Below are 19,707 nucleotides of genomic sequence, written 5' to 3'. Positions count from 1 at the left end.
AGAATGGGTGCATTCCGCAAACAGTTGTTCTATCTGACCAACGACCAGCTCACCACCTACCAGGGGGAGAAGGGCAACTACTCCGCCGGCCTCAGCTTCCCTAACGACGAGACCGGCTGGGAAGCCTTCTCCCGCCACCTTGCTGGTTCGCAAAACACCCCGACTTACCTGTTGGCCGACCTGATCGAGGAAGACTTTCAACTCGACAGTCTGCCTCACGTGCTGGGCAGATCCAGACGGGCACTGATCCAGCGGCGCCTCGGCCAGCTTTACCGCGACACCCCCTACCGCCAAGCGGTCCAGCAGGGTCGGGAAGAATTTGGGCGCAAGGACGACCAGATGCTGTTCAGCGCCCTGACCAACGTGGAGTTGCTGAAGCCCTGGCTGAACGCACTCATGAAGCAGAAAGTGCCGCTTACCGGCATTTACTCGCCTGCGCTGTTGAGCACCACTCTGATCAAGAAACTTGACCTTGTCAGCGACAATCTGCTGCTGGTTACACACCAGGCAAGTGGTTTACGCCAAAGTTTTTTCCAGGGGTCTGCCCTCAAATTCAGCCGCCTGACAACGCTGCCCGACCATAATCCGGATACCGTTGCCGACACAACCGCGCGTGAAACGGCTAATACCCAGCAATTTCTGGCAAGTGCCAGACTGCTGCCGCGCGGAAAAACTCTGGATGCCGTGATCCTGACACACGGGGAAAGCTTGCAGATGCTCCAGTCGGCTTGCCATGACACGCCTGCCTTAGCACACCGCTTTCTCGATCTGACCGATGCCGCCACTCAGCTCGGACTGAAGAACCCGGGCAGCGTGACGCTATGCGACCCGCTATTTTTATCCCTGCTCGGCGCCACCCCTGCCAGCCATTATGCGCAGACAGAACAAACCCGTTATTACAGCCTGTGGCAAGCCCGGCTCGTCCTCTACATCCTGAGTGCCGGCGTTGTGACGGGGGCGCTGTTGTCCGCGGGAGCGAACGGCCTGGAGGCTCTGCAGCATTATCGGCAAAGCCAGCAAATAGCCATTGAAACCAGCCTGGCCCAATCTCAATACCAGACCATAATCCGTAGCCTGCCCCACACCGCTGCCAGCCCACAAGACATGAAAGCCGCTGTCAACATCGAGCAGATGATATCTCGCAATGCACCAGCGCCCACGCAGCTACTTGGCACTGTCAGTCGCGCACTCGATATCCTACCGCAAATACGAATCGACCAGTTGCATTGGCGTGTCAGCACTGAGGCCGAAACCACAGACAATCCCGCCGACCCACAACAGCACCAGCCTGTTCCAGGCGTTGCTGAACCAGCGCCCTCCTCTGTACTGATCGGCATCCCCAAAAAGCCTAACCAGATACTACTGATCGAAGGAGAAGTGGTATCTCTCAGACAAGACTACCGAACAGCACTGGAAAGCGTGCGTCTTTTCGCCGCCGAGCTTGGCAAAAACAAGTTGTTGCGGACAGAAATCACCCGCCCACCACTTGACATCAAACCAAGCGTCAAATTGACGGGAAATGCAGGAGTCGAAGAAACAGACACAAAAACTCGATTCATTATGAAATTGACATTGCGGCCGGAAAGCTGAACATGGCCCAAAACACAACCAACCCCAAGCCGGACCAGGCCAAGGGAAAAAATATTCCGGCCAAGCGATCTTTCATTAAGGATGATTTTCCGCTGATCCGAAAAGCGCTCATCGTCCTCATCGCAAGCCTGTTGTTAAGCACCGCACTGGTTATTGCCGGCAGAACCATTCTGGCCAAGCAGCAGGACGATATGGCTCAGACACAAGGGCAACGTAACGATGCCAACAACAAACGTCGTCAGGCCGAAAATGACAAGCAGGAAATTCAAGACTATCAACCCAAATTCGTATCCTTACGCGAACGAGGATTCGTTGGAGAAGAAAGACGCCTGGACTGGATAGAACATATCCAGCACATCAGGGAAAGCCGCAAACTTTTGCCAATTACTTATGAAATTTCCGCCCAGCAGGTTTTTCAGGTTGGCCAGGAGGTTCCGATCGGCGATCTGGAACTGCGCGGCAGCAAAATGACATTCCAGATGAAGCTTCTGCATGAAGGTGATCTGCTCAATTTCCTGGATGATTTGAAGCACAAAGGGTTTTATACTGCCCAGGAATGCCTGGTCAAACGAGCCGGCCTGGAGCCTGAAAGCGCGTATTTGCCACTAATCGCAGAGTGCAGCATTTATTGGCTGACCCTCGGCGAACAGGCAGTCAGCCCAGAACAAATACCTCAATAAAGGCGAACAAACATGGCACGCCTGATATTTATACTGATGATCACTTCCCTGTCTGGCCATGCCGTCTGTGCCGGCACGGAGCCTCCACGCGAGGATCCTGGCCAGCAACAAGCTGAGGCCTCTATTGAATCAAATAAAATCGGCCGATTGTTTTTCAGCCCCGATGAGCGAGCCATGCTCGACCGGCTACGGCAAAAAAGCGGTGGGAGCAGCACGCTCAGTACGACTGAACAAATCACCTTGAATGGCATTGTCCAGCGTAGCAGCGGAAAAAACACCGCCTGGCTCAACCAATTCCCGCAGCACGGAAATGAAACCCCTCAGGGAATCACCGTGCTGAAATCGAACGGCAGATCGTCTGTCGTACCTCTACAGCTTCCTTCCGGCAAACAGGTTAGCCTGAAGCCGGGGCAAACGTTCGACATCACCAAGGGCAAGGTACACGAGGGCTACGAAGACAACACTGTCCCCGCGCCCCATGAGGCTGCGAAATAGAGACCAACCATGCAGACACGCACCATTCACCACCAGGAACGCGGCGCCGCCCTGCTCATCATCCTCACCATTATCGGAATCGGCGCGGCATTTATGCTGGCTTCCGCGCTCAACAAGGCAAGCAGCCAGATCGGAAGGGACAAGATTACCTCGGTAGCTCTGGCTCAGGCGAAGGAGGCGCTGATCGGATATGCCGCGTCTCACCCGACTCTGCCAGGCAGCCTGCCCTGTCCCGACATTAACAACGACGGCTCTGGCGATACCACGGGCCAGAACTGCACCGCCTACATCGGCCGGTTGCCATCGAAACAATTAGGCCTACCCGACTTGCGCGACGGCAATGGTGAATGCCTATGGTATGCGCTTTCCCGTGTATTCAGAAATGCACTACCGGCAACAAGCCGCAGTTCCACATCGAACCCACTAAACAGCAACACTGCAGGGCAACTGAACGTCTTTGACAACACGGGAACCCAGTTTCCTTCCCCCCCCAACCCGGTAATCGCCATTGTTTTTTCCCCCGGAGCCGCGCTTGGCACTCAAAACCGGTTGGCTGCTGGCGCGCCAACGGTTTGCGGTGGAAACAACACCGCCGCGAACTACCTCGACACGGCAACGGGCATCAACAATGCGACAGGTGGAGGCACAGCAACCTCATTCATCTCTGCCGACGCCTCCAGCAGCTTCAACGACAAGCTGATATACATTACCTCCAGCCAATTCTTTCCCCCAATCAAAAAGCGGGTTGTCGCTGAAATCCGTGGGAAGAATCAGCCGCCAACCAGTGGATTGAGGCTATTCTACAACTCGCCCGTCAACCATTATTATCCCTGTGCCGCCAATGCGGGAAGCACGGGTTTGCAAGTAACCACGCCGTCATGCCTGACTTCCGGCTCGGTACCCTTTGCGGATCCGTCCTTGTCTTTCGATTCCGCCACACTCATCTGGTTGACCAACAACGGCTGGTTTTCCCTGGCAAGTTATACCGTGGCCCCTAATTTCCAGTCGGGGACTACTTACTCACAGCAATGCGGCGTGGGAGGTGCAGGCTGCCTGACCGTAAACAACTACACCCTATCCCAGGCTCAGGTCACCGTAGGGGGAGTTTCGACGATTGTATGCACCACCAATAGTGTGGTTCTAAGCTGCCCCTAACCTTGACCATGCGCATTTAAGCGTGAATGCAGGAGTTACCTAATGAAAACCACTAATGGTTTTACCCTGGTCGAAATGGCCATTGTGCTGGTGATCGTCGGCCTGCTGCTCGGTGGCCTGCTGATGCCACTGTCGACCCAAGTTGAACAAAGAAGAATCGGCGAGACTCAGAAATCGCTGGATGAAATCAACCAAGCTCTATTGGGGTTTGTAATTGTGAACAAATACCTTCCCTGCCCCGCAAACCCGACCCTCGCCAGCGGTGCCGCCGGCGCCGGTCAAGCGAGAGCTTTCGCCGCCGGCACTTGCACCGGGGGTAATAGCGGCGTGTTGCCCTGGGCAACGCTGGGAGTCAGCGAAACGGATGCCTGGGGCAACCGTTACACCTACCGTGTAACGGTAGGCTTTGCCGACACCGCAACCTTTTTTACCCTTGCTTCCCCTGGAGATTCGATAATCCGCACCACATCCGGGGGCGCTTCGATTGCCAGCAACATTCCCGCTGTTATCATTTCCCACGGCAAGAACGGTTCCGGAGCCTACAACACCGCGGGCACGCAACTTACCATCAGTGCCGACCCCGACGAAGCGGAAAACAGCAATAACGATATCAATTTCGTCAGCAAAGCTCCCACCGCTACCTTTGACGACCTTGTTGCCTGGGTTTCCCCCAATATTCTGTTCAACCGCATGGTCACTGCCGGCAAGCTGCCCTGAGATGGATAGACCTGAAGTATCACATTAACAAAATCGCATAATCAGTAAATTCCACTAGACCTTACTAAGTAAATTACCTAAACTTACCGCTAAATTAGTCGATAACTAAAATAACAGGCCCATATCTGACCAACCTATCTGATGATTGAACACTAAGAGGATCGAAATGAAAAAAGCCCAATCTGGTTTTACTTTGGTAGAAATCGCCATCGTGCTGGTGATCATAGGCCTGCTGCTGGGCGGCGTGCTGAAGGGGCAGGAAATGATCGAGAACGCCAAGATCAAAAACGCCGTCAATGACATGAACGGTGTCACGGCAGCCTACAATTCCTATATCGACCGCTTCCGCAGGTTGCCAGGCGACGACGGGCCTCTCCTCACGCTGCAAGCACGCGGCGGCCCCTGGGCGAACGTCACCGCCGGCGGCAACAATAACGGCATAATCTTGATCTCACAGGCCAACACCTTCACTGCTGGCGGCGAGTCCGTCGCTTTCTGGCAATCTCTCAAGGCTGCCGGCTTCATCTCCGGCAACCCGGCTGATATCGGAGTGGCTGCCCTGCCCCGCAACGCATTCAACGCCTTGACCGGCGTGGGCACCGGCGTTACCCCGGCCACCGGCACCGCCGTGTTCTCCGTATGCCTGTCACAGGTACCAGGCAAGGCAGCGCGTGCCATCGACACTCAGTTTGACGATGGCCTTCCTAACCAGGGCAGCGTCCTCGCCACACTGGGTGCCGCTGGCGTCAACACTGCTCCCGGCGCGGCTGCAGCAACTTATAGTGACGCTAACCAGTACACCGTCTGCAAAGCGATGTAACTCAAGGAATAACCAAAGATAAAGCCCGCTTCCAGCGGGCTTTATCTATTTATGGCTGTAGAACAATGGGACGTCAGGGGGAACCGGGAGCAGAACTGATTTATTTTTAACGCCGTAACGCCATTCAAATTCGCGCCGAAAAGGGCATCAGCCTACCCCTGCAACAGTCTGAGCTCAGCCGCTGCCAAGTTCTCCGGAGCGCCCAGCAGCACCACTACGTCGCCCGCCTGCAGCATGGTTTCCGGCTGCGGCTCCAGTGCGCGGATATTGCGCCGCCGGACCGCTGTCACCTGCACCAGCAGGCTGTCCAGGTTCAGATCGGCGAGTGTTTTTCCCACCGCCGTGCCGCCTTCGCCGAGGGCGACTGTATGCAGGCGCGGCTGCATTTTTTCGCTCAACTCATCATCCTGGTCGGTGGCGCCGTGAAAGAAGCCGCGCAGCAGATTGTAGCGTGCTTCCCGAATCTGGCGCACGCGCCTGACTACGCGCGACAGAGGTACGCCGAGCAGCATCAGGGTGTGAGACGCCAGCATCAGGCTGCCTTCCAGTACTTCCGGCACGACTTCGGTGGCACCGGCATCCCGCAGTTTTTCAAGATCCGTATCATCCAGCGTGCGCACGATAACAGCCAGGTCTGGGCGCATTTCATGGGCATGGTGCAGCACCCGCAGCGATGATTTCACGTCGGCGTAAGTCACTACCAGCGCCTTGGCGCGGTTCAACCCGGCCGCCATCAATACTTCGCGCCGGCTCGCATCGCCATAGACGACGCTTTCGCCCGCCACCGCCGCCGCCTTGACCCGCAGCGCGTCATGGTCAAGCGCAATGAACGAAATGTTTTCCTGCTCCAGAAAACGCGCCAGATTCTGTCCGCTTCGGCCATAACCGCAGACGATAACATGCTGTTCGCTGGACGCGCTGCGCACTGCGACTTCATGCAATTCGCGGGCGCGATTCACCCATTCACCGCCGCACACCTTCTGCACGATGGCTTCGCTATATTGAATGATGAATGGCGCCGCCAGCATCGAAAGCAGCATGGCCGAGAGGGTTACCTGCATGACAGGCCCGTCAATCAGATGCACACCTCCGGCCAAGGTCAGCAGAACAAAGCCAAATTCCCCTCCCTGGGCCAGCGCCAGCCCGGTGCGAATAGAAACTGAAAGCTCGCTGCCGGAAAAGCGGCTCAGGATACCGATCAGCAGCGCCTTGCCAACCACCAGCGCGAACAGCAGCGCCATCACCCAGGCAAAATTGTCAGCCACCGCGGAGAGGTCAAGCTGCATGCCGATGGTGACAAAAAACAGGCCGAGCAGCACATCGCGGAAAGGCTGGATATCGGCCTCCACCTGATAGCGATATTCGGTCTCTGAAATCAGGATTCCGGCAAGGAAGGCACCCAGCGCCATCGACAAACCGGCAAGCTCGGTCAGGTAGGCAAGGCCGAGGGTTACCAGCAATACGTTGAGCATGAACAGTTCGGAGGTTTTGTGCCCGGCAACGAGATGAAACCACGGGCGCAGGAGGCGCTGACCGAAAACCAGCAGCACCGCCAGCAGTACTGCCGCCTTGAGGAAGGCTTCCGCCATCGTCCAGCCCAGGTTCTGATCGCCGGCAGCCAGGGCGGGGATCAGAACCAGCAATGGCACCACCGCCAAGTCCTGAAACAACAGTACGCCGACAATTTCGCGGCCGTGACGGGAATGCAGTTCCACCTTCTCGGCCAGCAGCTTGCTAACGATGGCGGTTGAGGACATTGCCAGAATGCCGCCCAGCGCCACGCCTGCCTGCCAGCTCAAACCCATGAACATGCATGCCGCCAGTACCAGCGCCAGGGTCAGCAGCACCTGCGCGCCGCCCAGACCGAACACGATCCCCTGCATGGCCTTCAATTGCGGCAGACTGAATTCGAGGCCGATGCTGAACATCAGGAACACCACTCCGAATTCAGCCAGGTAGCTGGTTTCACTGCTTTCCGGCAACCATCCCAAGGCGTGGGGGCCGATCACCATGCCTACCAGCAGGTAAGCGAGCAAAGGGGGCAGGCGCAACGAGCGAAACAAAGCCACCACCAGCACGGCGGCGGCAAGCAGAATCAGGACAAGTTGCAGGGTGTTATGCATAAAGAATCAGGAAATGGACGATAGGCAATAGCCGGTATGGTTTAGTATACTTGCGCGGATGAATGCAACTGAAACGATATCCAACCGCAACGCTCTCGACCTCGCGCGCCAAGTTCTCTCTATCGAAGCCAAGGCAGTAGAGGCGTTGATAGGCAGACTGGACGACAAATTTACCAGCGCACTAGAATTGATTCTACACTGCCAAGGAAGGGTTGTGGTGAGCGGCATGGGCAAATCTGGTCACATCGCGCGCAAGATCGCCTCGACCATGGCCAGCACCGGCACGCCGGCCTTCTTCGTCCATCCGGGCGAGGCCAGCCACGGCGACCTCGGCATGATCACGGCGGATGACGTGCTGATCGCCCTGTCCAATTCCGGAGAAAGCCCGGAACTGCTCACCATCTTGCCGATCATCAAGCGCAGGGGGGCGAAACTCATCACCATGACCGGCAATCCTGCCTCCACGATGGCGCGCGAGGCGGACGTACACCTCGACGTCAGCGTGGCGCAGGAAGCCTGCCCCCTGGGGCTGGCACCGACGGCCAGCACCACGGCGGCACTGGCGCTGGGGGATGCGCTGGCGATCGCACTGCTCGACGTACGCGGCTTCGGTGCCGAGGATTTCGCCCGCTCCCACCCTGGCGGTGCTCTGGGCCGGCGCCTGCTGGTTCATGTCGGCGACCTGATGCACAGCGGCGATGCACTGCCCAAAGTGTCGGAAACGGCACTGCTCACTGAAGCATTGCTGGAAATGTCGCGCAAAGGCCTGGGCATGACCGCGATAGTGGGCGATGCAGACCGCCTGCTCGGACTCTTCACCGACGGCGATCTGCGCCGCGCGCTCGACCATACGTTCGACATCCGCGCCGCCAGGGTGGCCGAGGTAATGACCCGCAACCCGCGCACTATCGGCCCGGAAAAGCTGGCGGCGGAAGCGGTGCAAATGATGGATCATCACAAGATCAACGGACTGCTGATAGTGGACACGGATGGCCGGCTGGTCGGCGCGCTGAACATGCACGACCTGCTGCGAGCAGGGGTGGTTTAGAAACAGTCCTGAGTCCTGAGTTAAAAGTCCTGAGTAACAACCCTCACTGGACTCAGCACTCAGCACTCAGCACTCAGGACTCGGAACTCAGGACTGAAAACAATGGACGCTTTCGAACACGCAAAAAACATCAAACTCGCCATCTTCGACGTGGATGGCGTGATGACCGACGGCAGCCTCTACCTGGCCGACGACGGCCAGGAATTCAAGGCATTCAATTCTCTCGACGGCCACGGCATGAAAATGCTGAAACGCTCCGGTGTCGAACTGGCGATCATCACCGGCCGAACCTCGCAGCTGGTTACGCTGCGCGCCAGCAATCTGGGTGTGACCCATCTCTATCAGGGTGCTGAAGACAAACTAACCGCCTTTCTCGAACTGCTTGAGAAATCCGGCCTCGACCCGGCTGCATGCGCTTACATGGGAGATGATGTGGTGGACTTGCCGGTAATGCGCCGCTGCGGCCTGGCTGTTTGCGTTCCCGCCGCCCCGGCGCTGGTCAAACAGCACTCTCATTACATCACCCAGCTGCCGGGCGGCGGCGGTGCCGTGCGCGAATTGTGCGAGCTGATCATGCAGGCACAGGGAACTTTCGAGATGCAGTTGGCGCCTTATCTGAAATGATTTTTCTGACTCGACTTTTCCAACCAGGCTGATGCGCGACCGCCTCACACTCTGGTTCCCCGCCGGTCTGCTGGTGCTGCTGGCGATGCTGTCGTTCTGGCTCGACCGCACCGTGCAGCCGCCTCAGCCGAAAAATGATGGCAGCAGCCGGCATGACCCCGATTATACCGTGGATAATTTCAGCGCCACCCGCATGGGCATGGACGGATTGCCGCACCATACCCTGACCGCCGCCAGGATGGTGCATTATCCGGATGACGACAGCACCCATCTCGACAAGCCACATTTCACCCGCTTCGAAAGCGGAAGAGCCCCTATGCACGTCCAGTCGACCAAAGGCCTGCTTTCCAAGGAAGGGGAGCACGCCCACTTTACCGGCAACGTCGTGGTAACGCGCGAAGCTTTCGACGGCAATAGCACCTTGACGCTCACGACCAGCTACCTGCATGTTATTCCGGACAAGGATCTGGCGCTGACCGATAAGCCTGTTAACATTCGGAATGCGCATACCAATGTCGACGCTGTTGGTTTAGAATTGAACAACAAAACCCACGTGATGAAACTGTTTTCACACGTCAAAGGCCGTTATGAAAACCCCAACCGTTAAATTTTCGCTCCTCATCTGCCTGTGGACAACGTTATTGCTGGTAGCTGCGCCTTGGGCTCATGCGGAAAAAGCGGATCGGGACAAGCCGATTAACCTGGAGGCGGATACCGCCACTGTTGACGATGCCAAGAAAATCAGCATCTACGAAGGCAATGTCATCCTCACCCAGGGCACGCTGCAAATCCGCGCCAACAAGCTGGTAGTCAAGGAGGATGCCGAAGGTTTCCAGCTTGGGACGGCTTATGGCAACCTGGCCAGCTTCAGACAGAAGCGCGAAGGCTACGATGAATATATCGAAGGCTATGCCCTGCGTATTGAATACGACCAGAGAAAGGACCTGGTGCAACTTTTCAGCCAGGCGCGCATGAAGCGCGGCCTGGATGAAGCACAGGGAAACTATATTTCCTATGACGGCAAGACCGAATTCTTCCAGGTAATCGGCGGCAAAGAGACTGCCACGGCCAACAACCCGCGTGGCCGGGTTCGCACGGTGATACAACCGAAACAGAAAATCGCCACTCCAGATGCCAAACCTACCGTGCTAAAACCTGCCGAAAGCATCGCCAATCCAAGAAATGAGTAGAAAGTGCTGAGTCCTGCGTCCTGAGCAAAACTCTCAGCACTCAGCACTCAGCACTCAGGACTATTTAATGAGTGAACTGATTGTCCAAGGCCTGAAAAAGCGCTACAAATCGCGCCAGGTAGTAAAAAACGTTTCGCTGGAGGTTTCCAGCGGCGAGGTAGTCGGCTTGCTCGGACCCAATGGCGCGGGCAAGACCACCAGCTTCTACATGATGGTGGGACTGGTGCCGCTGGATGGCGGCAGCATCCGCCTGGACGGTAAAGAGCTGAGCCGCCTGCCTATCCACCGCCGCTCCCGGCTGGGCTTGAGCTATCTGCCCCAGGAAGCGTCGATCTTCCGCAAGCTGACGGTATCCGAAAACATCCGGGCGATCCTCGAACTGCAAACGCTTGAACCGGGGCAGCTCGAACAGCGACTGGACGATCTGCTGCACGAGCTGCATATCAACCACTTGCGCAACAACCCGGCGCTTTCCCTCTCAGGCGGCGAACGCCGACGGGTGGAAATTGCCCGGGCACTCGCCACCCAGCCGCGCTTCATTCTGCTGGACGAGCCATTTGCCGGAGTTGACCCTATTGCCGTGATCGACATCCAGAAAATTATCCGCTTCCTCACCTCAGAGAACATCGGTGTGCTGATCACCGACCACAACGTGCGGGAAACACTGGGAATTTGCGACCGCGCCTACATTATCAACGACGGCGAGGTGCTGGCCAGCGGAAATCCCGATGAAATCGTTTATAATGAGAATGTAAGAAAAGTTTACCTGGGAGAACACTTCCGGATGTAGCGGTGAACCCGCTCCAGGCACCGTGCCTGCACTCTCCCGGGAACAAAAATATGAAGCACAGCCTACAACTCAAACTTTCGCAACACCTGACCCTGACGCCTCAGCTGCAGCAGTCCATCCGGTTGCTACAATTGTCGACGCTTGAACTTGACCAGGAACTGGACACCTTCACTCAGGAAAACCCATTCCTCGAACGGGTGGAAAGCACGAGTGATACGGAAAGCGAGGAGACCGCAGATGCCGGTGGCAGCAAATCGGACGAGTTCTCTACGCAGCCCGCCTCCAGCAGCACAGCCGATGAAACACCCGCCGAACCAGCGCCCCTTTCAGAAAATGATTGGGATCAGGATAGCCCCTGGACCGCACAAGACGATGATGAGGATAACGACTACTCTTCGCAACGGGCCGAAGCGGTGGATCTGCGCGACCACCTCAACTGGCAGTTAGGCCTCACTTCCCTGTCCGAGCACGACAAGCGAATCGTCGCCTTGCTGATCGACGCCCTCGACGAAGACGGCTATCTCACCCAGAACCTCGATGAGCTCGCCGCGATATTACCGCCCGAACTGGAAATCGAACCGATCGAGCTGCACACTGCGCTATGCCACCTGCAAAATCTCGATCCACCCGGAGTAGGCGCACGGAATCTGGGAGAGTGCCTGGCCTTGCAACTCGAAATTCTTCCGCCTGACACGCCCTATCGGGAGCAAGCTCTTTCCTTGTCGAAGCACCACCTTAACCTGCTGGCGGCGCACGATTTCACCAAACTGAAAAAATTGCTGCGCCTCGACGACGACGGTCTGCGTGCCACCCAGAGCCTGATCACCAGCCTCAACCCGCGCCCCGGCGCCGCCTTCGCCAACCTGGACACGCGCTACATTCAGCACGACGTCGAGGTAAAGAAGGTCAAGGGGCAATGGGTCGCCACCCTGAACCCGGATGTCATGCCCAAGCTGCGCATCAATCGCATGTACGCCGATATTCTGCGGCGCAACCGCGAAAGCAGCGGGCAGCACCTGTCGAGTCAGATGCAGGAAGCAAAATGGATGATCAAGAACATCCAGCAGCGCTTCGAGACCATCCTGCGTGTTTCCCAGGCCATCGTCGAACGCCAGCGGAATTTCTTCGAGCACGGTGCAGTGGCCATGCGCCCCCTGGTGTTGAGGGAGATCGCCGAGGCCGTCGAACTGCATGAATCCACCATTTCTCGTGTCACCACGCAGAAGTATATGTTCACCCCGCGCGGCATTTTCGAACTCAAGTATTTTTTCGGCAGTTCCTGCGCAACGGAAACCGGTGGCGCTTGCTCGTCCACCGCCATCCGTGCGCTAATAAAACAACTGGTGGCAGCAGAAACTCCGCAAAAACCCCTTTCCGACAGCCAGATCGCTGATATTCTGGCAAAATAGGGCATAGTCGTCGCCCGGCGCACCGTAGCAAAGTACCGCGAGTCCATGCAAATTCCCGCGGTAAGTTTCCGAAAAACCCTTTAATCAACATCAACCCGAAGGAGCCTCAAATGAACCTCAATGTTACCGGCCACCACGTTGAAGTGACCCCCGCCATCCGCGATTACGTCACCGACAAACTCGGCAGGGTTACCCGCCACTTCGACCATGTCATTGACGTCAACGTCATTCTCTCTATCGAAAAGCTGGCCCAGAAGGCTGAAGTAAACGTTCACGTCAGCGGCAAGGACATTTTCGTCAAATCCGAAGATGCCGACATGTACGCCGCCATCGACAGTCTGGTGGACAAGCTCGACCGCCAGATCGTCAAGCACAAAGAAATGAACGGCGGCCCCAGTCGCGGTAGCGGCGGCAAGCACCAACCAATCGCCGAGTAAGCCATCGCGCGGCGGAACCAAACCATGGCCAGCGCCCTTTACCATTGCGCCTTCTCCCCTTGGGGAGAAGGTTGGGATGAGGGTTGCCCTCACCTCAATCCTCTCCCCAAGGGGAGAGGAGGCAAACGAGAAGGGCGCTTGTTTTAATATGACCCTCATCACCAAAACACTACCGCCGGGCAACATCCTCTGCGGCCTCGACGTAGGTAGCAAGGCACAGCTATTCGAAGAAGCCGGCCGGTTGTTCGAAAACAACCTGCAGCTACCGCGCAAGAAGGTGATTGACAGCCTCGCCACACGTGAAAAGCTCGGCTCCACCGGACTCGGCTACGGATTCGCCATCCCGCATGGCCGTATGAAGAGCCTGCGCGAGGCCACTGGCGCCTTCTTCAAGCTGAAAACGCCGATTCCCTTCGACGCACCCGACGGACAGCCGGTCAGCATGTTGTTCATCCTGCTGGTGCCTGATAAGGCCACCGACCTGCACCTGCAAATCCTCGGCGAACTGGCACAGATGTTCAGCAATCGCCAGTTGCGCGAGCAGCTACAGGCAAACAGCGATCCGGCCGTAATTCATCGTTTGCTAACCGAATGGCAATAAAATCAGTGCAGAGTCCTGAGTTAAAAATTCTGAGTGTTGAATCGCTATGTGATATTTTTTCCTCAGGACTCAGGACTCGGCACTCAGGACCTTAAATGCCACAAATAAGCGTAAAGCAGCTGTTCGACGAAACCCACGACAAACTGGGAATCATCTGGGTCGCCGGTATAGAGGGCGGAGCCCGCAAACTCACCGGCGAAATCGTGCAAAAACCGACCCTGGCACTGATCGGTCACCTTAATCTGGTCCATCCCAACCGGGTACAGGTGCTCGGCTGCGCAGAAATGGACTACCTGCGCAGCCTGGATCACGCTGCGCTGGCTCAGTCTATCAGCCATCTATTTTCCACCGAGCTTGCCGCAATCATCGTCGCCAACAACGAGCCGGTGCCGGAGGTGTTGCTCGACGCCGCCAACCATAGTCAGACGCCACTATTCACCTCGCCGCTACCCAGCCCCTACCTGATGAACGTGCTCAACCACTACCTCACCCAGGTACTGGCCGAGTCCATCTCCCTGCACGGAGTTTTTCTGGAAGTACAAGGCATGGGGGTGCTGATCACGGGGGAAAGCGGTATAGGCAAAAGCGAGCTGGCGCTGGAACTGGTCACTCGCGGCCACCGCCTGATCGCCGACGACATCGTGGACTTCTACCTGGTTTCGCCGGATACCGTGGAAGGACGCTGTCCAGCGCTGCTGCAGGATTTCATGGAAGTTCGCGGCCTCGGCGTGCTGAACATCCGGATGCTATTTGGCGAGACCTCGGTAAAACCAAAAAAGAACATCAAATTGATCGTCAACCTGATCAAATTGTCCGAGCTGATAATTTCGTCGCAGGACCGGCTGCAAATAGAGGAGCTCAGCCAGAACATCCTCGAGGTGGAAATTCCCAAGGTACGTATCCCCGTTGCTTCTGGCCGCAACATTGCGGTGATGGTGGAGGTAGCGGTACGCAACCACATCCTGCGCAAACGCGGAATCAGCAGCACGCGCGAATTCGTCGAGCGGCACGAACGCCTGATGGCAGGCGCGAGAGAAGAAGAATGAACAATATATCCTCACCCTTCACTCATCACCCCTCACCCTGAAAATGCAAGTTATCCTGATCAGCGGCCTCTCCGGCTCCGGCAAAAGCATTGCGCTCAACGTACTGGAAGATAGCGGATTTTACTGCGTGGACAACCTGCCAGCGCAGCTCTTGCCCAACATCACCGGCTTCCTTGACCAGGCCGGCCACACGCGCATTGCCATCAGCGTTGATGTGCGTAGCGGCGACCAAATCAGCCAATTGCCCGATATCATCGAGCACCTCAAAGCGCAGGGGCTGGATCTGCGTCTGCTGTTTCTGGAAGCGAAAACCGACACTCTGGTCAAACGCTTCAGCGAAACGCGGCGGCGCCACCCGCTGAGCAACGACCGACTCACCCTGAAGGAATGCATCCAGATCGAACGTGACCTGCTCGAACCGATCAGCGCCCTCGGCCACCGCATCGACACCAGCGACCTCAACGCCAACTCCCTGCGTACCTGGATCAAGGATTTTGTGGGTTTCGACCGTTCACGGCTGACACTGCTGTTCCAGTCCTTCGGCTTCAAACACGGCATCCCGCTGGATGCCGACTTCGTCTTCGACGTGCGCTGCCTGCCCAACCCCCATTACGACCCTTTGCTGCGCCCGCTCAACGGCAAGGATGCCGCGGTTGCCGCCTTCCTCGAGAGCGATGCCAGCGTGCGAAAAATGCTGGGCGATATCCGCCATTTCGTGGAAGACTGGTTACCCTGCTTCATCCGCGACAACCGCAACTACCTTACCGTCGCCCTGGGCTGCACGGGAGGGCAGCACCGCTCGGTGTATTTCGCCGAAAAACTGACAGCACATTTTCGCACCGAAGGACAGCAGGCCATGGTGCGTCACCGCGAACTGAGCTAAATGTTGCAACTGATAAAACCCGGCGACTGGCTGGTACTGTTTACCGGCATGATCTTCACGGCCTGGCTGTTTGCTACCCTGTGGCAAGGGCATGCTGCAGACAAAGCGATAGTTCGCAGCGGCGGTAAGGTGGTGGCCGAACTCAGCCTGTCTGAAAACCGCAGCTTCCTCGCCCGCGGCCCGCTCGGCACCAGCCGGATCGAAATCCGCAACCGCCGTGCACGCGTAGCCGAAGACCCCAGCCCCCGCCAGTACTGCGTCAAACAAGGCTGGCTGAGCCAAGCCGGAGAAGCCGCACTATGCCTGCCCAACCAGATCAGCCTGGAGCTGACTGGTGCGAAGAAGCTGTATGATTCATTAAATTACTAGCCACAGAGATCACAGAGTTGATGGCACGATTTGATTTTCTCTGTGAACTCTGTGGTCTCTGTGGCAAAAAATAAGAATGCAAATCACCATCCAGACCACCCCCGAAGACCACCGCATCGCACAGCTGGCGGCGTTCGCCATTGGCCTTTCGGTGATGGAAGCGGTCATCCCCTCGCCACTGCCCGGCATCAAACCGGGGCTGGCGAACATCGTCACCCTGCTGGTACTGGAGCGTTTCGGCCTGCGCGCTGCGGTGTGGGTATCGCTGCTGCGGGTGGTGGCGGGCAGTCTGATCCTCGGCACTTTTCTTTCCCCTTCGTTCGTCCTGAGTTTTTCCGGGGCGGCAGCCAGCCTCGCCGCGCTGGCGCTGGCGCGACATCTGCCGAGAAGCTGGTTCGGTGCCATTTCTCTCAGCATCATCGCCGCCTTCGTCCACATTGCCGGGCAAATGGCCGTGGTTTACCTGTGGCTGATCCCGCATGCCGGCATTCTCTATCTCGCCCCGATTTTCGCTGCCGCCGCGCTGCTGTTCGGCACCGTGAACGGGCTGATCACCGCCAAGCTCCTGGCCGATGGTGAAAACGCCACCCCCGCCCGGACACCGCAACCCCTGCCATGAAGCGCGCACTCCTGCTGATTCTTACCTGCCTGGCCGCCGCGCCGTCTGTCACGATCGCGGCAGAATGGGTGAAGATCCACACCGCTGCCGATCCAAACCTGTACTTTTACGACCGTTCCAAGCTGTTCCTGAATGACAACGAGATCACCTACTGGAAAAAAGTGGTTTTCATATCGCCACAACCCTTCAAGGACAAGTTCATTGCCAGCGCCTTGTACCGCGAGCGCATCCACTGCACCGAGCACACCCTCAAGCTGATCAGCTACCTGCTCTACACCCCGACGGGAGAACTCTTCGAATACGCCCCGACCAAGGAAGATGACCCAGCCCCGATCATCCCGGATAGCCTCGGCGATGTATTCGAAAAAAACCTCTGCACGCTGGTCCGACTAAAGCATGAGGAGAACCGGCAAAAGGCCGAGGCCAAAGCAAAAGCAGAGACTGCGGAAAAAATTGAAGCCGAGGAAAAGGCTCGGCTCAAGGCTGAAGCGGAGGCGGCCGCAGCCATTACGCCACAGCCTGCGATTCCCCCGCCCGACACTTCCGCGCCGCAGCATTGAGCCTGCCGCGCTCCTGGCCTACAATCAGAACCATGAAAACCCAAAACAAGACTATCACCCTGGCGCTGACCGGCGCTTCCGGCATGCCCTACGCCCTGCGCCTGTTGCAATGCCTGCTGGAAAGCGGCAGCCGGGTCTACCTGCTGTATTCCCAGGCAGCTCAGATCGTGGCGAAACAGGAAATGGAACTGACCCTGCCTTCCCGCCCTCAGGAGGCGCAGCAGATGCTGTGCGAACGCTACAACGTATCGCCCGAACAGCTCAAGGTATTCGGCCGCGACGAATGGTTCGCCCCGGTGGCTTCCGGCACCAACCCGGCCGACGCCATGGTGGTTTGCCCCTGCACCATGGGCACGCTCGGCTCGATTGCAGCAGGGCTGTCCGACAACCTGATCGAACGCGCCGCCGACGTGATGCTGAAGGAAAGCCGCAAGCTCATCATCGTACCGCGCGAAGCGCCGTTCTCCGTCATCCACCTGGAAAACATGCTGAAACTGGCCCGCGCCGGCGCCGTCATCCTCCCCGCGAATCCCGGCTTCTACCACCACCCCCAGAGCGTGGACGAAGTGGTGGACTTCATCGTGGCGCGCATCCTCGATCATCTCGGCGTCGAACACCAGCTGATGGCGCGCTGGGGTGACGGCGAATAATGGCCAAATTTTATCCGGCGCTGAACGATAACCTCAAAGCCTTCATCGCACGGCAGCATCTCTTCTTCGTCGCCACCGCACCTGCTGACGGACGCATCAACCTCTCGCCCAAAGGGCTGGATGGCTTGCGGGTACTGAACGACAAGCGCGTGGCCTATCTCGACCTCACTGGCAGCGGCAACGAAACTGCCGCCCACCTGCTGGCAGATGGCCGCATGACGCTGATGTTCTGCGCCTTTGAAGGCGACCACCTGATCCTGCGCCTGTATGGCCAGGGGCGCACTATCAAGCCAGACGATTCCGAATGGGCAGCGCTCGCAGCGCAATTCCCTACCCTGCCCGGCACGCGCCAGATCATCCTGCTCGACATCGAATCGCTGCAAACCTCCTGCGGCGCAGGCGTGCCCCTCTACACCTATACTGGAGAACGAGAGGAGTTGCTGCACTGGGTGGAAAAGAAGGGCGAACAGGGTGTGCGCGACTACCAGCTCGAAAAGAACCGAGTCAGCATAGATGGCTTGCCAACTGGACTTTAGGAGGAGCAAACAAAATGAAAACCATCGGACTGATCGTTTTACTGCTTGCCACGGTGCTGCTCACTGCCTGCGAGGAAAAACCCTACAAGGCGCCAGTGCCTCACACCGAACCCGACAAATCCGCTACCAAGCTGTTCGAACCGCAACGCGAAGCGCTGGACAAGGCCAAGGGCGTGGGGAAAACGCTCGAACAGGCCAGCCAGGAACAGAAAGAGGCGGTCGAAAAATCCACCGGCTACTAAGCTCAGATTTCCCTGGCCTGAAAATGAATAGCCCAATGATTCGACTGACCAAATCATTAACCGCCTGGGGAACCCCTGATTTCAAGGACGTTCTCAAGTCCGAAATTGAGCAGCTGGGTGCGGACCAGCTACCCTTGCAGCAGGGATTATCCACCAGCAGCTATGCCCTGGATGACAAACTCTATGTGCGGGTTATCCATGTTTCCGAGGAAGCCGGTTTAATACGTACCAAGGTCGGCATATTTTATTCGGGGATTATTGCCGGCTGCAGTTGTGCGGACGACCCCACGCCGGTCGAAGAACAGGCTGAATACTGTGTAGTGCAACTTGAGATCAACAAAATAACAGCCGAGACAACGGTAGCTCTGCTGGCAGAATAAACGCAGCGCATTCCTCCGGACGATCTCTCCTTCACACAGTCGTTTTATGCCTGCCTGAATAGGCCCGGAATTCCTACATGCGTCGGAGCATATGGCGACGGCTATTTAATTTCAGCCCCGTTTTGATATGATTAACCTGCATGCCGTGAAGCATGCCCTGAAAAATTTCGAGGTATCGACGAAGTGTCCAAACTACTCTCCGACCAAAAACAGCAAATCGTGCAATTCCATGCGGCCCTGATTAATCACGTGGTAATGGCCTGCAATAACCGGGCACTCCTGCCCCAACTGGAACAAATGCTGGAAATGACCGCCAAGAGCGGCTGGGTTGCCTTGGTGACGGTGATCCGCCAGGTAATCAACGGCAAGCGGGATGCCAGTGTGCTATTGGGACTGGACGAAGAAGACAGCACAATTATCGAAGCCATACTGTGCGGGATTCAAGATCCTTCCACCTTGCCTGACCCCAATGCCAAGCCTGATGCCAGCCTGGCCGCGCCGGGACTCGCCGCCATGATCGATGTAGCAGGGAAAGGCAGCCCGGAAGCATTGCATATGCTGTCCAACATGGCTGAACAGATGGTGCGGGCGGGGGGCGACATGGCCAAACTGGGCGGTATGATGCGGAAACTCGTGGGCGGTGAAAGGGATGCCGACAAGCTGGCCAAAGGCATGAGCGTGCAGGGGCAAGAACTGGTGTATTCGATACTGACTGAACTGGGTAAACTGGCCAGACATTAATG

General features: G+C 57.2%; 24 protein-coding genes and 1 pseudogene. 24 read left to right on the top strand and 1 reads right to left on the bottom strand.

The features are described 5' to 3' along the window. Nucleotides 1-3 precede the first annotated feature (3 nt). From SCD_RS02825 to SCD_RS02800, 6 genes are all read left to right on the top strand, one after another. Nucleotides 4-1,590, top strand: a complete 1,587-nt coding sequence (locus SCD_RS02825) for a hypothetical protein (RefSeq protein ID WP_009206636.1) — start codon at nt 4-6, stop codon at nt 1,588-1,590. A gap of 2 nt (nt 1,591-1,592) precedes the next feature. Beyond that, on the top strand, nt 1,593-2,270 hold the full coding sequence (locus SCD_RS02820) for a hypothetical protein (protein WP_009206637.1): 678 nt from the start codon (nt 1,593-1,595) through the stop codon (nt 2,268-2,270). Between the two features lie 12 nt (nt 2,271-2,282). After that, the gene (locus tag SCD_RS02815) at nt 2,283-2,765 is read left to right on the top strand and encodes a hypothetical protein (protein ID WP_009206638.1); all 483 of its coding nucleotides are present in this window, start codon (nt 2,283-2,285) and stop codon (nt 2,763-2,765) included. A 9-nt stretch (nt 2,766-2,774) separates the two neighbouring features. Further along, nucleotides 2,775-3,920, top strand: a complete 1,146-nt coding sequence (locus SCD_RS15555) for a hypothetical protein (RefSeq protein WP_009206639.1) — start codon at nt 2,775-2,777, stop codon at nt 3,918-3,920. Between the two features lie 42 nt (nt 3,921-3,962). Further along, nucleotides 3,963-4,637: a prepilin-type N-terminal cleavage/methylation domain-containing protein gene (locus SCD_RS02805; RefSeq protein WP_009206640.1), complete on the top strand. Its 675-nt coding sequence runs from the start codon at nt 3,963-3,965 to the stop codon at nt 4,635-4,637. A 166-nt stretch (nt 4,638-4,803) separates the two neighbouring features. Beyond that, complete coding sequence (locus SCD_RS02800) at nt 4,804-5,457, top strand: prepilin-type N-terminal cleavage/methylation domain-containing protein (RefSeq protein ID WP_009206641.1); 654 nt, start codon at nt 4,804-4,806, stop codon at nt 5,455-5,457. Between the two features lie 152 nt (nt 5,458-5,609). Here SCD_RS02800 and SCD_RS02795 read toward each other — a convergent pair whose 3' ends face one another. After that, nucleotides 5,610-7,580, bottom strand: a complete 1,971-nt coding sequence (locus SCD_RS02795) for a monovalent cation:proton antiporter family protein (RefSeq protein WP_009206642.1) — start codon at nt 7,578-7,580, stop codon at nt 5,610-5,612. Between the two features lie 58 nt (nt 7,581-7,638). Here SCD_RS02795 and SCD_RS02790 point away from each other — a divergent pair, with 58 nt between their 5' ends. The 18 genes and pseudogenes from SCD_RS02790 to SCD_RS02705 all read left to right on the top strand — a co-directional run bounded on the left by SCD_RS02790 (nt 7,639) and on the right by SCD_RS02705 (nt 19,705). Next, a complete protein-coding gene (locus SCD_RS02790; protein ID WP_009206643.1) occupies nt 7,639-8,628 on the top strand; it encodes a KpsF/GutQ family sugar-phosphate isomerase in 990 nt (329 codons plus the stop codon). 102 nt (nt 8,629-8,730) lie between these two features. Continuing rightward, complete coding sequence (gene kdsC / locus SCD_RS02785; RefSeq protein WP_009206644.1) at nt 8,731-9,252, top strand: 3-deoxy-manno-octulosonate-8-phosphatase KdsC; 522 nt, start codon at nt 8,731-8,733, stop codon at nt 9,250-9,252. Nucleotides 9,253-9,283: 31 nt separating this feature from the next. Next, a complete protein-coding gene (gene lptC / locus SCD_RS02780; protein ID WP_009206645.1) occupies nt 9,284-9,859 on the top strand; it encodes an LPS export ABC transporter periplasmic protein LptC in 576 nt (191 codons plus the stop codon). Beyond that, nucleotides 9,840-10,442, top strand: a complete 603-nt coding sequence (lptA, locus tag SCD_RS02775) for a lipopolysaccharide transport periplasmic protein LptA (RefSeq protein WP_009206646.1) — start codon at nt 9,840-9,842, stop codon at nt 10,440-10,442. Before lptC ends, lptA begins: the two co-directional genes overlap by 20 nt. A 67-nt stretch (nt 10,443-10,509) precedes the next feature. After that, a complete protein-coding gene (gene lptB, locus SCD_RS02770; RefSeq protein WP_009206647.1) occupies nt 10,510-11,232 on the top strand; it encodes an LPS export ABC transporter ATP-binding protein in 723 nt (240 codons plus the stop codon). A gap of 50 nt (nt 11,233-11,282) precedes the next feature. Further along, nucleotides 11,283-12,725 (top strand): annotated as a pseudogene (locus tag SCD_RS02765) (RNA polymerase factor sigma-54). 26 nt (nt 12,726-12,751) lie between these two features. Further along, nucleotides 12,752-13,078, top strand: coding sequence for a ribosome hibernation-promoting factor, HPF/YfiA family (gene hpf, locus SCD_RS02760; RefSeq protein ID WP_009206649.1), 327 nt, complete (start codon nt 12,752-12,754; stop codon nt 13,076-13,078). A gap of 148 nt (nt 13,079-13,226) precedes the next feature. Further along, nucleotides 13,227-13,679, top strand: coding sequence for a PTS sugar transporter subunit IIA (locus SCD_RS02755; RefSeq protein WP_041673296.1), 453 nt, complete (start codon nt 13,227-13,229; stop codon nt 13,677-13,679). Nucleotides 13,680-13,774: 95 nt separating this feature from the next. After that, nucleotides 13,775-14,725, top strand: coding sequence for an HPr(Ser) kinase/phosphatase (gene hprK, locus SCD_RS02750; protein ID WP_009206651.1), 951 nt, complete (start codon nt 13,775-13,777; stop codon nt 14,723-14,725). Between the two features lie 43 nt (nt 14,726-14,768). Next, nucleotides 14,769-15,608 carry an RNase adapter RapZ gene (rapZ, locus tag SCD_RS02745; protein ID WP_009206652.1) on the top strand — a complete coding sequence of 280 codons (840 nt, stop codon included), beginning with the start codon at nt 14,769-14,771 and terminating at the stop codon, nt 15,606-15,608. Beyond that, nucleotides 15,609-15,977 (top strand): NusG domain II-containing protein, encoded by a 369-nt coding sequence (locus SCD_RS02740; protein ID WP_009206653.1) that lies wholly within the window; start codon nt 15,609-15,611, stop codon nt 15,975-15,977. It abuts the gene before it with no gap. Between the two features lie 76 nt (nt 15,978-16,053). Further along, a complete protein-coding gene (locus tag SCD_RS02735) occupies nt 16,054-16,596 on the top strand; it encodes a Gx transporter family protein (RefSeq protein ID WP_009206654.1) in 543 nt (180 codons plus the stop codon). Further along, nucleotides 16,593-17,156: a surface-adhesin E family protein gene (locus SCD_RS02730; RefSeq protein WP_009206655.1), complete on the top strand. Its 564-nt coding sequence runs from the start codon at nt 16,593-16,595 to the stop codon at nt 17,154-17,156. The genes SCD_RS02735 and SCD_RS02730 overlap by 4 nt, the downstream gene beginning before the upstream one ends. 32 nt (nt 17,157-17,188) lie before the next feature. Beyond that, entirely contained in the window at nt 17,189-17,806 is a 618-nt protein-coding gene (locus tag SCD_RS02725; protein WP_009206656.1) for a flavin prenyltransferase UbiX, read from the top strand. After that, the gene (locus SCD_RS02720; RefSeq protein ID WP_009206657.1) at nt 17,806-18,342 is read left to right on the top strand and encodes a pyridoxamine 5'-phosphate oxidase family protein; all 537 of its coding nucleotides are present in this window, start codon (nt 17,806-17,808) and stop codon (nt 18,340-18,342) included. The genes SCD_RS02725 and SCD_RS02720 overlap by 1 nt, the downstream gene beginning before the upstream one ends. 14 nt (nt 18,343-18,356) lie before the next feature. Further along, complete coding sequence (locus SCD_RS02715) at nt 18,357-18,584, top strand: hypothetical protein (protein ID WP_009206658.1); 228 nt, start codon at nt 18,357-18,359, stop codon at nt 18,582-18,584. A gap of 35 nt (nt 18,585-18,619) precedes the next feature. Beyond that, nucleotides 18,620-18,964 (top strand): hypothetical protein, encoded by a 345-nt coding sequence (locus SCD_RS02710; protein ID WP_009206659.1) that lies wholly within the window; start codon nt 18,620-18,622, stop codon nt 18,962-18,964. A gap of 183 nt (nt 18,965-19,147) precedes the next feature. Continuing rightward, a complete protein-coding gene (locus tag SCD_RS02705) occupies nt 19,148-19,705 on the top strand; it encodes a hypothetical protein (protein WP_009206660.1) in 558 nt (185 codons plus the stop codon). The last annotated feature ends 2 nt before the right edge of the window (nt 19,706-19,707 follow it).

Source organism: Sulfuricella denitrificans skB26, from assembly GCF_000297055.2.
GTDB classification, from domain to species: Bacteria; Pseudomonadota; Gammaproteobacteria; order Burkholderiales; family Sulfuricellaceae; genus Sulfuricella; species Sulfuricella denitrificans.
Note: the sequence above shows the minus strand (reverse complement) of the source record. Positions and strands in the feature narration are given on the sequence as shown.

Excerpts from the sequence above, each read along its gene's own strand:
- SCD_RS02720 (WP_009206657.1), top strand. The coding sequence starts at position 17,806 with ATGGCCAAATTTTATCCGGCGCTGAACGATAACCTCAAAGCCTTCATC.
- SCD_RS02725 (WP_009206656.1), top strand. The coding sequence starts at position 17,189 with ATGAAAACCCAAAACAAGACTATCACCCTGGCGCTGACCGGCGCTTCC.
- hpf (WP_009206649.1), top strand. The coding sequence starts at position 12,752 with ATGAACCTCAATGTTACCGGCCACCACGTTGAAGTGACCCCCGCCATC.
- kdsC (WP_009206644.1), top strand. The coding sequence starts at position 8,731 with ATGGACGCTTTCGAACACGCAAAAAACATCAAACTCGCCATCTTCGAC.
- lptC (WP_009206645.1), top strand. The coding sequence starts at position 9,284 with ATGCGCGACCGCCTCACACTCTGGTTCCCCGCCGGTCTGCTGGTGCTG.
- SCD_RS02815 (WP_009206638.1), top strand. The coding sequence starts at position 2,283 with ATGGCACGCCTGATATTTATACTGATGATCACTTCCCTGTCTGGCCAT.
- SCD_RS02790 (WP_009206643.1), top strand. The coding sequence starts at position 7,639 with ATGAATGCAACTGAAACGATATCCAACCGCAACGCTCTCGACCTCGCG.
- SCD_RS02820 (WP_009206637.1), top strand. The coding sequence starts at position 1,593 with ATGGCCCAAAACACAACCAACCCCAAGCCGGACCAGGCCAAGGGAAAA.
- SCD_RS02710 (WP_009206659.1), top strand. The coding sequence starts at position 18,620 with ATGATTCGACTGACCAAATCATTAACCGCCTGGGGAACCCCTGATTTC.
- SCD_RS02825 (WP_009206636.1), top strand. The coding sequence starts at position 4 with ATGGGTGCATTCCGCAAACAGTTGTTCTATCTGACCAACGACCAGCTC.
- SCD_RS02715 (WP_009206658.1), top strand. The coding sequence starts at position 18,357 with ATGAAAACCATCGGACTGATCGTTTTACTGCTTGCCACGGTGCTGCTC.
- SCD_RS02795 (WP_009206642.1), bottom strand. The coding sequence starts at position 7,580 with ATGCATAACACCCTGCAACTTGTCCTGATTCTGCTTGCCGCCGCCGTG.
- rapZ (WP_009206652.1), top strand. The coding sequence starts at position 14,769 with ATGCAAGTTATCCTGATCAGCGGCCTCTCCGGCTCCGGCAAAAGCATT.
- SCD_RS02730 (WP_009206655.1), top strand. The coding sequence starts at position 16,593 with ATGAAGCGCGCACTCCTGCTGATTCTTACCTGCCTGGCCGCCGCGCCG.
- lptB (WP_009206647.1), top strand. The coding sequence starts at position 10,510 with ATGAGTGAACTGATTGTCCAAGGCCTGAAAAAGCGCTACAAATCGCGC.
- SCD_RS02800 (WP_009206641.1), top strand. The coding sequence starts at position 4,804 with ATGAAAAAAGCCCAATCTGGTTTTACTTTGGTAGAAATCGCCATCGTG.
- SCD_RS02735 (WP_009206654.1), top strand. The coding sequence starts at position 16,054 with ATGCAAATCACCATCCAGACCACCCCCGAAGACCACCGCATCGCACAG.
- SCD_RS02805 (WP_009206640.1), top strand. The coding sequence starts at position 3,963 with ATGAAAACCACTAATGGTTTTACCCTGGTCGAAATGGCCATTGTGCTG.
- SCD_RS02755 (WP_041673296.1), top strand. The coding sequence starts at position 13,227 with ATGACCCTCATCACCAAAACACTACCGCCGGGCAACATCCTCTGCGGC.
- SCD_RS02740 (WP_009206653.1), top strand. The coding sequence starts at position 15,609 with ATGTTGCAACTGATAAAACCCGGCGACTGGCTGGTACTGTTTACCGGC.
- hprK (WP_009206651.1), top strand. The coding sequence starts at position 13,775 with ATGCCACAAATAAGCGTAAAGCAGCTGTTCGACGAAACCCACGACAAA.
- SCD_RS15555 (WP_009206639.1), top strand. The coding sequence starts at position 2,775 with ATGCAGACACGCACCATTCACCACCAGGAACGCGGCGCCGCCCTGCTC.
- lptA (WP_009206646.1), top strand. The coding sequence starts at position 9,840 with ATGAAAACCCCAACCGTTAAATTTTCGCTCCTCATCTGCCTGTGGACA.